General features: G+C 63.7%; 9 protein-coding genes and 1 pseudogene. 4 read left to right on the top strand and 6 right to left on the bottom strand.

The genetic code is table 11. The features are described 5' to 3' along the window. A pseudogene (locus A3E77_RS10045) lies at positions 1–453 on the top strand (SAM-dependent methyltransferase); the annotation flags it as partial. A gap of 55 nt (positions 454–508) precedes the next feature. Here the strand turns inward: A3E77_RS10045 and A3E77_RS10040 are convergent. Then, on the bottom strand, positions 509–2,230 hold the full coding sequence (locus tag A3E77_RS10040) for a DUF885 domain-containing protein (protein WP_293645500.1): 1,722 nt from the start codon (positions 2,228–2,230) through the stop codon (positions 509–511). A gap of 128 nt (positions 2,231–2,358) precedes the next feature. Here A3E77_RS10040 and A3E77_RS10035 point away from each other — a divergent pair, with 128 nt between their 5' ends. Genes A3E77_RS10035 through A3E77_RS10025 form a run of 3 tightly spaced genes read left to right on the top strand, consistent with a single transcriptional unit; the run spans position 2,359 to position 5,753 of the window. After that, positions 2,359–3,672, top strand: a complete 1,314-nt coding sequence (locus tag A3E77_RS10035) for an MFS transporter (protein ID WP_293645498.1) — start codon at positions 2,359–2,361, stop codon at positions 3,670–3,672. Further along, positions 3,669–4,589 carry a cysteine synthase A gene (gene cysK / locus A3E77_RS10030; protein ID WP_293645496.1) on the top strand — a complete coding sequence of 307 codons (921 nt, stop codon included), beginning with the start codon at positions 3,669–3,671 and terminating at the stop codon, positions 4,587–4,589. Before A3E77_RS10035 ends, cysK begins: the two co-directional genes overlap by 4 nt. 9 nt (positions 4,590–4,598) lie before the next feature. Continuing rightward, entirely contained in the window at positions 4,599–5,753 is a 1,155-nt protein-coding gene (locus A3E77_RS10025; protein ID WP_293645494.1) for a cell wall hydrolase, read from the top strand. Between the two features lie 454 nt (positions 5,754–6,207). Here A3E77_RS10025 and A3E77_RS10020 read toward each other — a convergent pair whose 3' ends face one another. The 5 genes from A3E77_RS10020 to A3E77_RS10000 all read right to left on the bottom strand — a co-directional run bounded on the left by A3E77_RS10020 (position 6,208) and on the right by A3E77_RS10000 (position 11,980). Beyond that, positions 6,208–7,347: a zinc-binding dehydrogenase gene (locus A3E77_RS10020; protein WP_293645492.1), complete on the bottom strand. Its 1,140-nt coding sequence runs from the start codon at positions 7,345–7,347 to the stop codon at positions 6,208–6,210. A 78-nt stretch (positions 7,348–7,425) separates the two neighbouring features. Further along, entirely contained in the window at positions 7,426–8,169 is a 744-nt protein-coding gene (locus tag A3E77_RS10015; RefSeq protein WP_293645490.1) for a 3'(2'),5'-bisphosphate nucleotidase CysQ, read from the bottom strand. Positions 8,170–8,176: 7 nt separating this feature from the next. Further along, on the bottom strand, positions 8,177–10,090 hold the full coding sequence (gene cysN, locus A3E77_RS10010) for a sulfate adenylyltransferase subunit CysN (protein WP_293645488.1): 1,914 nt from the start codon (positions 10,088–10,090) through the stop codon (positions 8,177–8,179). Next, positions 10,090–10,995: a sulfate adenylyltransferase subunit CysD gene (cysD, locus tag A3E77_RS10005; RefSeq protein ID WP_293645486.1), complete on the bottom strand. Its 906-nt coding sequence runs from the start codon at positions 10,993–10,995 to the stop codon at positions 10,090–10,092. Before cysD ends, cysN begins: the two co-directional genes overlap by 1 nt. Positions 10,996–11,077: 82 nt before the next feature. Beyond that, positions 11,078–11,980, bottom strand: coding sequence for a LysR family transcriptional regulator (locus A3E77_RS10000; protein WP_293645484.1), 903 nt, complete (start codon positions 11,978–11,980; stop codon positions 11,078–11,080). Positions 11,981–12,033 lie beyond the last annotated feature (53 nt).

The following is a 12,033-nucleotide window of genomic DNA, read 5'->3' as shown; positions in this document are numbered from 1 at the left end:
CGGACCGGCCTGTCGGCCGATATCGTCCAAGGCGATATACGGTCCTGGGCGCCCGCCGGGCCCGCCGATGCCGTGCTGCTCGACGCACCCTGTTCGGCCACGGGCATCTTTCGCCGCCATCCCGACGTGCTGCACCGGATCGAACCACGACAGATTGCAGAGATGGCCGCGTTGCAGGCCGAGTTGCTCGCGCGCGCGGCCACTTGGGTCAAGCCCGCCGGGACTCTGGTTTATGCCACCTGCTCGCTCGAACACGCCGAGGGCGAGGAGCAAATCGCGGCGTTTCTCGATCGTCACAGGGATTGGGCCGTCGATCCCGTTCGCAGTGACGAGCTGCCCGACGCGGTTGCGCCAGACGGCGGCGGGTTCATCCGCACCCTTCCCGGCATGGTCGCCGAAGCGGGCGGACTCGATGGCTTTTTCGTCGCACGGCTGCGCGCGCCTTCAAACTGAACGGCGCCCAGCGACTAGCTCCGCTATAAGCTAGCCGCCGGACGGCTCATCGGCCTCAGAACACTGCCTTCGGCGCGTCTTCCTTCATCATCGCAGCGCGCACCATCGGGATTGGCGGCCCGCCATAGGACAGGAACTCGTCGTGGAATGCCTTCCACTTCGTCCGGTCGCCCTTCGTCCAATCCTCGCGCAGCTTGCGGATCATCAGCTTGCCCATCGTGTAGTTGAGATAGGCGGGATCATAGGTGCCGCGCGCGGCCTGCTGGCGGGCGTTGCCCTCGTCCTGATAGCATTGTTCCTTGAACAGCTTTTCCGACTCCGCGACGGTCATGCCCTTGGTATGCAGGCCGATGGCGGACAGGTAGCGACAGTCGCGCAAGAGCGCGTTCGACAATTGGCCGATGTGCGTTTCGACGTCGCCTTCGCCCAGCCCCGCATCCCACATCATCTCCTCGGTGTAATGCGCCCAGCCCTCGGCAAACGCATAGCCGACGAACAGCTTGCCGAAGATGCTCTCGGCGCGGTTCGAGTGGAGGAAATTGAGGAAGTGGCCCGGCCACACTTCATGGACCGAGGTAAACATCAGGTCCTTCTTACCCGGAACGAAGGCATCCTGCGTCGCCTTGTCCCACGCCGGATCGGGCGGCGAGATATAATAGACCGACGGCAGACCTTTTTCATACGGTCCCGGAATGTCGATGTAGGCGCTGTTCTGGCGGTTGTACGGCGGCGATTCTTCCACCTGCGCCTGTTCGGTCCCGGGGATCGTCACAATATCCTTCTCGACCAGAAAGGCGCGCAGGACCGGAAGCTGGCGGCGCGCCTCGGCGACGGGGCCGTCGGCGGGCTTGTCGGCGTTCATCTTTTTCATGCAGTCGGCGATGGTCATGCCGGCGGCATAAGTGGCGCATGCCGTCTTCAGCGCGTCCTGGTTGCGCTTGAGGTCGGCCTGGCCGATCCGTTCCAATTCGTCGAGCGGCGTGTCGACGCCCTCGTTGGTCAGGATCATCTTCGCGAATTTGTCGGCGCCGAGCGCATAGCCATCGGCCGTGCCGGGCTGCGATGCCACATAGTCGGCAAGGTCGGTCATCGCGGCGCCGGCCTTGGCGACGGCCTCGTCGAACTGCTTCTGCAATGCCTCGTCCTTGACGGAGGCAAAGGCGGCCTTCGCATCACCCGTGTAATAATCGGCAAAACCGCCAAAACCGGCGGTGCCATATTTGACGAAGGTCGCGGGCAGCGGAAGTTTCAGGTTCGCCTTGATCTGCGCCGCCGCCGCCGGAACCTTCTCGGCATAGGCGATGAAGGCCTTCATCCGGGTCGTCGCATCGGCATAGGGACGCGCGATATAGACATTGGGGTCGAGCGCGCCGGTATAGAAGGCGGGATTCTTCTGCGCGGAATCGGTATCGCGCAGGAAGAAGAGCTGGCCCTGCGCAACGTGGATCAGGTAATCGCGCTCGAACTTCTCGGCGTCGGTCATCTCGCCGTCGAACGCCTTAGCGTCGGCGATCGCCTTTTCGAGATAGGCCGCCTGCTTTTCGAGGCCTTCGGGCGACCAGTCGGGCAGCTGGCCGTCATATTCATGCTTGCCCTGATAGACCGCGAAATTCGGATTGAGCGGAAAATAGCCGGCGAGGAACTGGTCGCGAAACTCGGTCCATTTCGTCACGTTCGGCGCGGTTGCCGACTTGTTGCCGGATGCGTCGCAGGCGGTGAGCATAAGCAGCGTCGCGGCCATCGCGGCGCCGCCAAAGCGGGCAAGTTTACGGTTCATTCGGCTATCTCCCGGATTTTGGATGACGGCCTTGTGCCAGCGGCGCGGACCAATAACATCCGATAATCGACGAACGACAAAGGCGTGGCATCTGGACAGCCGCGAAAAGCGGGTTACGGCAAAGCGCGATGGCAACGATCCCTCCCCCCGAAGGCGAAGACCCGGTATTGCCGGACGCGACGCCCAAAGCGCCCTCCCCGCTCAGTTTCCCGGACTTCCGATATTTCTGGCTCGCCCGCTTCACCGCGGTGATGGCAACGATCGCGATGGTCGTCGTGATCGGATACCAGCTTTATGACACTGCGCGCACCGATTATGGCATGTCGATCGAGGAAGCCTCGCTCCAGCTCGGGTTGCTTGGCCTGTTCCAGTTCGTTCCGCTTGCCGTCCTGACCCCCGTCGCGGGCTGGGCGGCCGACCGCTTTGAGCGGCGACGGGTCGCGATCTTTTCCAACCTCATCGACCTGTTGATCGCCGCGACGCTCGGCTGGTTTACCTGGCATGACGCGCTGACCTTGCCGCTCCTCTTTGGCCTTGCCGCCATGCACGGCGTCGCGCGGGTCTTTTCGGGCCCGGCGATGAGTGCGATCGCGCCCAATATCGTCCCGCCGGCCGTTCTGCCGCGCGCGATCGCGATGAGCAGCATCGCGTGGCAATCCGCATCGGTCATCGGCCCGGCGGCAGGCGGCCTGATCTATGCCGCGCATCCGGCGTCGGTCTATATCTTCTCCGCGCTGCTCCTTGCCGTATCGGCCTTCACGCTCAGCCGCGTGCGGCAGGTTCTGCCGCCCCCCGCCGAAGTCCGTCGACACCCGCTGCGCGAAATGGCTGACGGCCTTAGGTTCGTATGGGTCGAACGATTCCTGCTCGGCACCATCACGCTCGACCTGTTCGCGGTGCTGCTGGCGGGCGCGACGGCGATGTTCCCGGTGTTCGCGCGCGACATATTGCATGCCGGACCCGAAGGCGCGGGGCTGATGCGCGCCGCCGTTGCCGCCGGGTCGGTCGCGGTCGCGGTGGGCCTCGCCATCCGTCCGATCGAACGCAATGTCGGCGTGAAGATGCTGTGGGCTGTTGCAGTGTTCGGCGCCGGCACCGTCGTGTTCGGCCTGTCGACCAACCTCGTCCTGTCGCTGACCGTCCTGATCCTCATGGGCGCGGCTGACATGTTCTCCGTATTCGTGCGCGGCACGTTGATCCAGCTCAACACGCCCGACCATATGCGCGGCCGCGTCAGCGCCGCGTCGGGGCTTGCCATTTCGGCGTCGAACGAGCTTGGCGAGATGCGCGCCGGCGCGATGGCCGCAGCATTGGGGCCGATCGGCGCGGTCGTGATCGGCGGCGCTGGCGCGATCGGTGTGACGGCGCTATGGGCTTGGCTGTTCCCCGAACTGCGCCGGGCACGCACCTTTGAACCTCAATTCAAGGCAGGATCGACATGAAAGCCAATTCCATCCTCGATACCATCGGCAACACGCCGCATATCCGCATGGCAAAGCTGTTTCCGGGCGCCGAGGTCTGGGTGAAGTCGGAACGCAGCAATCCCGGCGGGTCCATCAAGGACCGCATCGGGCTTGCGATGATCGAAGCCGCCGAAAAGGACGGCAGCCTGAAAGCCGGCGGCACCATCGTCGAACCGACGTCGGGAAACACCGGCATCGGCCTCGCCATGGCCGCCGCGGTCAAAGGCTACAAGCTGATCCTCGTCATGCCCGAAAGCATGTCGGTCGAACGCCGCCGGCTGATGCTCGCCTATGGGGCGACCTTCGACCTGACGCCGCGCGAAAAGGGCATGAAAGGCGCGATCGAGCGCGCGATCGAACTGGTGGAAACGACCCCCGGCGCGTGGATGCCGCAGCAGTTCGAGAATGAGGCGAATATCGACGTTCATATCCGCACCACGGGCCCCGAAATCCTTGCTGATTTCAAGAACAGCCCGATCGATGTACTGATCACCGGCGTCGGCACCGGCGGCCACATCACGGGCACCGCGCAATTTTTGAAAGAGCATTGGCCGAACCTCAAGGTCTTTGCCGTTGAACCCGAAGCCTCGCCGGTCATTTCCGGCGGCCAGCCGGCCCCGCACCCGATTCAGGGCATCGGCGCCGGTTTCATCCCGCGCAACCTGCACACCGACCTGCTCGACGGCGTCATCAAGGTCGACGCCGGCGCGGCCAAGGATTTCGCGCGCCGCGCCGCAACCGAAGAAGGCATGCTGGTCGGTATTTCTTCGGGCGCCACGCTCGCCGCAATTGCGCAAAAGCTCGCCGAACTGCCGCCTGGCAGCCGCGTGCTGGGTTTTAACTACGACACCGGCGAACGTTACCTGTCGGTTCCCGATTTCCTGCCGGAAATCTGAGCTTACTCCATGCGTCCAAGCGGCGATCAGGATGCGTTGCCGCGGGGGCGCGACTGGACGGGCTGGCTGTTCGCCCTGTTGGCGCTCGCAGCGGTCATCGGCGTCCTTCATGCAAGCCACCCGGCAGCCAGCGGACATCGGACCACGGCCGCGCGCCCGGCGGCACCGCCCGCCGACGTCGTCCCCGACGTGGCGCCGGTCGAGCTCGCCCCCGTCACCGAAGCCGACGCGCGTGCGCAAAATGCCCAGGTCGCGCTGATCACCAAGGGCTTCGTCGCTCCACGCCCCTTTGTCTATGTCGGCGGCGGCGATGCCAAGGCGCGCGCGCGCGACTGCCTCGCCGCAGCGATGATCTATGAAGCCGGGGACGACGCCAAGGGGCAGCAGGCGGTGGGCCAGGTGGTGATCAACCGGGCCCGGCATCCCGCCTTTCCAAAATCCATCTGCGGCGTTGTGTTTCAGGGGTCGGAACGCGTCACCGGCTGTCAGTTCACCTTCACTTGCGACGGGGCGCTCAATCGCCGCTATTCGGATGCGGCGTGGCAACGCGCGCGGAACAATGCCGATCTGATGCTGTCGGGCGGGACCTATCCGCCGGTCGGGCTCGCCACCCATTATCATACCGATTGGGTCCGCCCTTATTGGAGCGACAGCCTGGAGAAGATCGCGGTCGTCGACACGCATCTTTTCTTTCGCTGGCCGGGATATTGGGGGACGCCAGGCGCGTTTCGCGGCGCCGTGTCAGGCAGCGACGGCCCGGTTGCCAAGCTCGCTGCGATATCGCCACTCCACGCCATCGCGCTCGGGCTTCCGACAGACCTCGCGGCGGGCGTCGATGCCAATGCCGCGGTCGGCGAAGCCCGCGTCGTCACCGGCGCGGGCGAGAGCGCAGGCCGCGACACCATTTACACCCAGCTCGACCGCAAGGCGGCGCCAGAAAGCTTCGTGACGACCGCGCTGCGGCTGTGCGGCGACAAGCCCTATTGCAAGTTCATGGGCTGGACCAACCCGGTGTTGAAGCCCGAAAGCGACGCGATGAGCGACACGCAGCGCGCGGCGATGAGTTTCTCCTATTTGCGCGACGACAAGGCGGGTTTTGAAAAGGCACTGTGGAATTGCAGCGAATATAAGCGCGACGACGCGCGCCAGTGCATGAAGCGGTGAGCCTGACGTCGGATTAAGCATTGAAATTCAGTCAGTTAAGGGCGACCTAGTTCGCGTCTTATCACAACGGCCTGCGTTCCAAAGTTCAGGAAAGTTCAGCCCATTGTGAAACCCGCTATGGACCGGAAAACTGCCGCGGCGGCACCGCTGAGCTGGACCGCGCCCCCCGACACTCCACCAGATCAAAGAGCCGGATGAAGGCTGACACAGCGGGATATTGTAGGAAAGGACTATTTGAAGGCGATGTCGGTTTTGGGGTGAGAATCGGGCGTTGAGGTCGTGAACGGATTTCCCCTCCCGCTTGCGGGAGGGGCAGCAAGGCTTGCGAGCTTGCTCGCTAGCCGCAGCGGGGAGGCCTGCATCGTCACAGGCCCTCCCCCGACCCCTCCCGCAAGCGGGAGGGGAGAGGAAATGTCCGCAATCGGTCGAAACCGGACTTGCTGTAATCCGCGCCCTACCCGTGCGGTTTGATCAGATATTTCTCGCCGGTGCGCTTGGCATTATAAGCCTGCGCGGTATCGACATCGAGCGCCTCGGCTAGCGAGATTTCGTGGCTGTAGTGGCTCTTGAAGGTCGTCGTCAGTTCGTCGACGACGCGCTTGCGCATCCGTCCCACGGTTTCCATGCCCGCCTTTGCCATGAAGGGCGTGAGCAGGAAGCCGCCAAGCGCCCAGGTCAGGCCGAAGCTGCGCGCCGAAAAGGTCGTCGGCGACAGATCGAGCGCGCCATAGATGTAAACCTGTTTGAATGTGTCCGACCCATAGCGGCTGTAGGTCGTCATGCGCTTGACGGCGGCAGCCTCCATCGCGGTCAATATCTGCCCGGCCAGCTTTCCGCCGCCCGTCGCATCAAAGCCAATCGTCGCGCCCGTTTCGACGATCGCGTCGATCAACCGCTCCATGAAGTCATCGGCGCTGCTGTTGACGATATATTTTGCACCGATGCTTTTGAGGATTTCGACCTGCGCGTCGCTGCGCACGATGTTGACGAGCGGGATATCGTCCTTCGCGCAAATCTTGACCAGCATCTGGCCGAGGTTCGACGCGGCCGCGGTGTGGACGATCGCGCTGTGATTTTCCATCCGCATCGTTTCGGTAAAAGCGAGGCTGGTCAACGGGTTGACGAAGCAGGAAGCGCCGTCGGCGGGATCTGTGCCGTCGGGGAGCGGCATCACCATCTGCACCGGCAAGCAGCGATATTCGGCATACATCTCGCCGCCGAGCAGCGCGACGGTCTTGCCCATTAAGGCCTGCGCCTCGGGCGAATCGCCGGCCGCGACGACGGTCCCGCACCCTTCGTTGCCGATCGCCAGCGCATCGCCGATGCGCCCGCCCATCGCGCGCATACCCGCAGGTGGAACGTCAGCGATAATCAGCGGCTGGCCGCCCTTGGTCGAAGCACGCGCGGTTGACATGTCGGCGCCGCCGAACAGCAAGCCGAGGTCCGACGGATTGATCGGTGCGGCGAGTACCTTCACCAGCACTTCATGCGGCTTGGGCGTCGGCATCGGCCGGGGTTCGAGCGACACTTCGAGCTGTCCTTCGGGCGTCACAAGCGTCAGCATGGTAAGGTTGGTTTCAGGCAGGTCGGTCATCGCGCATCTCCCGTCGCTTTTCGGTTTCTTGATGCAACGGATTAGGGCGCACCGGCGCCGCTGGCAATGCCCTGCCCGTCAGCCGCGCGAATATTGTGCGGCCAGCCTCAGCACCTCTTCCGCCAGCTCGCTCCGGCAAATCAACAGGTCGGGCAGATAGGTGTCGGCATTATTATAGCGGATCGCCGACCCATCGACGCGGCTGACGTGCAGCCCTGCCGCCTGCGCCACCGCGACGGGGGCGCAATTGTCCCATTCATATTGGCCGCCGGTGTGAAGATAGATGTCGGCCTCGCCGCGCACCACCGCCATCGCCTTCGCGCCCGCCGAGCCCATGGCGAGCAGCTCCGCGCCCAGCCTCTCCGCGACGAAGACGGCTTCGGCGGCAGGGCGTGTGCGGCTGACGAGCATTTTGAGCGGCTGGTTCATGGGCTGGAGCGGCACGGGCGCACCCGACGTCAACGTGATGCCGAAACCCGGCAGCGCGACCGCGCCGACGGCCGCGACGCCATCGACGGCCAGCGCGACGTGCACCGCCCAATCATCGCGACCCTCGCCATATTCGCGTGTGCCGTCGAGCGGATCGACGATCCAGACGCGGCGGCGCCCGCAGCGAGCCTGATTATCCTTTTCTTCTTCGGAAAGCAGCGCGTCATCGGGACGTGCGGCCCGAATTTCGCGGCACAGCATCGCGTTCGCTTGCTGATCACCCGCCTGCCCCAGCGCCTTGCCGTCGAGATCGCCGCGCGCCCGCAGATCAAGCAGGATCGCACCGGCAGCCGTCGCCAGCCGTTCGGCAAGCTGTTCGTCATTTTCTCCCACGCGCACCCTACCCCAGCAAACGATCGATGATCAGGTCGGCGGCCTCTTCGGGCGTCATTGTCGTCGTGTCGATACGGATTTCGGGCGCCTCCGGTGCCTCATAAGGGCTGTCGATCCCGGTAAAATTCTTGAGCTGCCCCGCGCGCGCCTTTTTGTAGAGGCCTTTGACGTCGCGCTTTTCGGCTTCGGCCAGCGGAGTGTCGATGAACACTTCGATGAACTCACCCTCGGGCAGCATCGACCGCACCATGTCACGTTCGGCACGAAACGGAGAAATGAACGCGGTGATGACGATCAATCCCGCGTCGCTCATCAGCTTTGCCACCTCGCCGACGCGGCGGATATTCTCGATCCGGTCGGCTTCGGTGAACCCCAGGTCGCGGTTGAGGCCATGGCGCACATTGTCGCCGTCGAGCAGGAAACTGTGCCGGTTCATTCGGTGCAGCTTCTTTTCGACGAGGTTCGCGATCGTCGACTTGCCCGACCCCGACAGGCCGGTGAACCAGAGCAGCGCGGGGCGCTGGTTTTTGAGGCTTGCGCGCATGTCGCGATCGATGTCGGTCGCCTGCCAATGGACATTCTGCGCGCGGCGCAAGCTGAAGTGCAGCATCCCCGCGGCGACGGTCGCGTTAGTAAGCTTGTCGATCAGGATGAAGCCGCCGAGTGAGCGGTTGTCGCCATAGGCCTCGAACGTAATCGGCTTGTCGGTCGAGATTTCGACGACGCCAATGGCGTTCAATTCGAGAGTCTTCGCCGCGAGATGGTCGAGCGTGTTGACGTTGATCTCATATTTCGGTGCCTGCACCGTCGCCGATACGCTCTGCGTCGCGAGTTTCAGCCAGTAGGCCCGGCCCGCAATCATCGCTTCGTCCGCCATCCAGACGAGCGTCGCCTCGAACTGGTCGGCCGCCTCAGGCGGATTGTCCGCCGCCGCGATCACGTCGCCACGCGAACAATCGACTTCGTCGGCCAATGTCAGCGTCACCGACTGGCCGGCGACCGCTTCGTCCAAGTCGCCGTCGAGGGTGACGATACGTTCCACGGTGGTCGTCTTGCCGCTGGGCAGGATGCGAACGGCATCGCCCGGCTTCACCGTGCCGCTTGCCAATTGGCCCGAGAAGCCGCGGAAGTCGAGATTCGGGCGGTTCACCCATTGGACCGGCAGGCGGAAGGGCTTGGCTTCGTCGGCGGCGGCGGCGATCTCGACATTTTCGAGATGCTCGATCAGCGCCGGACCTTTAAACCAGGGCGTGTTTTCCGACAAAGCGGTAATATTGTCGCCCTTGAAGCCCGAAATGGGGATCGCGGTGAAGTTGGTGATACCGATCTCGCTTGCGAAGGCCCGGTAGGCAAGCGTGATTCGGTCGAACACCGTCTTGTCATAGCCGACAAGGTCCATCTTGTTCACCGCGAGCACGATATGCTTGATGCCGATCAGGTGCGCGAGGAAGCTGTGGCGGCGCGTCTGGGTGAGCACGCCCTTGCGCGCATCGATCAGGATGACGGCAAGGTCGGCGGTCGAGGCGCCGGTGACCATGTTGCGGGTATATTGCTCGTGCCCCGGCGTGTCGGCGACGATGAATTTGCGCTTTTCCGTCGTGAAAAAACGGTAGGCGACGTCGATCGTAATCCCCTGCTCGCGCTCGGCGGCGAGGCCGTCGACGAGCAAGGCAAAGTCGATCTCCTGCCCCTGGGTGCCGACGCGCTTGCTGTCTGCTTCGAGCGCGGCGAGCTGGTCCTCGAAGATCATCTTGCTGTCGTAAAGCAGCCGGCCGATCAGCGTCGACTTGCCGTCGTCAACCGACCCGCAGGTGATGAAGCGCAGCAGCGATTTCTTCTCATGCCCCGCGAGATAGGCGTCGATATCTTCGGCAATCAGCGCGTCGGTGACGTAAACAGGGGTGTCGGAGGAATTTGGCATCAGAAATACCCTTCCTGCTTCTTCTTTTCCATCGACGCATCGCCGCCATCCTTGTCGATGATCCGCCCCTGTCGTTCGCTGGTCGTCGTCAGCAGCATTTCCTGGATGACCTCGGACAGCGTCGTTGCCTCGCTCTCGACCGCGCCGGTCAGCGGATAGCAGCCGAGGGTGCGGAAGCGCACCGAGCGGAGGGTCGGCACTTCGCCTTCCTTGAGCGGGAAGCGGTCGTCGTCGACCATCAGTAGCAGGCCGTCGCGCTCGACGGTCGGGCGCGGCGCGGCAAAATAGAGCGGGACGATCGGGATATTCTCGCGCGCGATGTACTGCCAGATATCGAGCTCGGTCCAGTTCGAGATCGGGAAGACGCGGATGCTTTCGCCTTTCGCCTTGCGGGCGTTGTAGAGGTTCCACAGTTCGGGGCGCTGTTTCTTGGGGTCCCAGCCGTGGCTCGCGGTGCGAAACGAAAAGATGCGCTCCTTGGCGCGGCTCTTTTCCTCGTCGCGCCGCGCACCGCCAAAGGCGACGTCGAAGCCGTGAAGGTCGAGAGCCTGTTTCAGCCCCTCGGTCTTCCACATGTCGGTGTGCAGCGGACCATGGTCGAACGGATTGATCCCGCGCGCCTTGGCCTCCGGGTTCTGGTAGACGATCAGCTCCATGCCGCTTTCTGCCGCCATGCGGTCGCGCAGGTCGTACATCGCCCGGAATTTCCATGTCGTGTCGACGTGGAGGAGCGGGAACGGCGGCGGCGACGGATAAAATGCCTTGCGGGCCAGATGCAGCATTACCGCGCTGTCCTTGCCCACGCTGTAAAGCATCACGGGATTGGCGGCGTCCGCCATCACTTCGCGCATGATGTGAATGCTCTCGGCCTCCAGCCGGTCGAGATGGGTCAGCGTATCGGTCATGTCCCGCCCTTGCCGCCGCAGGGTGCGACACGCAAACAGTAAGGCCTTTTGCCCATGCAAGCCAGACTTGCAGGGTAACGGATCATGCCGCGATATCGACCCGCGCCTGCCGCCATTCGGCCGCGATGGCCGCAATCGTTTCGAGCGCGTGGCGGAGCCGCGTGTCGATGTCGGGAAGCGCGCTCCACGCCGGATCGACGATCAAACCCAGTTCGCGGCGAAAATCATAACCTGCGACTTTAAGCGGCACGATGCCGTCGATCGCAAGCGACACCGGCGCGGTCGTGATGCCGATCCCCGCAGCGACCATGCGCAGGCAGCGTTCGTCGCTGTCGCTGCGCAGCGCGAAGCGCGGGCGGACGCCGTGGCGCGTGAAGAAGCGGCTTGTCGCGTCCAGAAATTCGCACGAACGGCGGGCGATCATCGTCTCGGCGGCCAACTCCTCCGGACCGACCTCGATACGTCCCGCCAGCGGATGGTCCGATGCGATGAACATCGCGAACGGCTCTTCATAAAGCGGGTGGATATGGCCGCCGCGTTCGCCGGGCCGCAATGGCACGAGCGCGATATGGATACGCCCGCTGCCCAGCGCGGCCCGCAGCTCCGAATCGCTGTTTTCGACCAGTTCGATTGCGAAACCCGGCCGCAAGGCTGCTGCGATCGCTTGCAGCAGCTCGGCGGGCGCCGATCGGATGATGCCCAGCTTGAGTTCGGCCGCCTGACGATCGTCGGCGCGCCCGAAACCGTCGGCGGCACGAAAGCCGCGCTCCAGCTCACGGGCGATGGGCAGGAATCGTCCGCCCGCCTCGGTCAGCCGGATCTGGCGACGGTTGCGGATGAACAGCGGGGTGCCGACAAGTTTTTCGAGTTCGGCAACGCCGGTCGACAGCGCCGGCTGGGTCACGCGGATGCGAAGCGCCGCCTGGGTGAAGCTGCCAGCATCGACGACGGCAAGGAACTGGCGAATATGGGCCCGTTTTATCATAAATTTTTCTTATGCTAAATCTTATCGCCTTTCAATTTCCATATGCGAAAATT

Source organism: Sphingopyxis sp. RIFCSPHIGHO2_12_FULL_65_19, assembly GCF_001830555.1.
Classification (GTDB): domain Bacteria; phylum Pseudomonadota; class Alphaproteobacteria; order Sphingomonadales; family Sphingomonadaceae; genus Sphingopyxis.
Note: the sequence above shows the minus strand (reverse complement) of the source record. Positions and strands in the feature narration are given on the sequence as shown.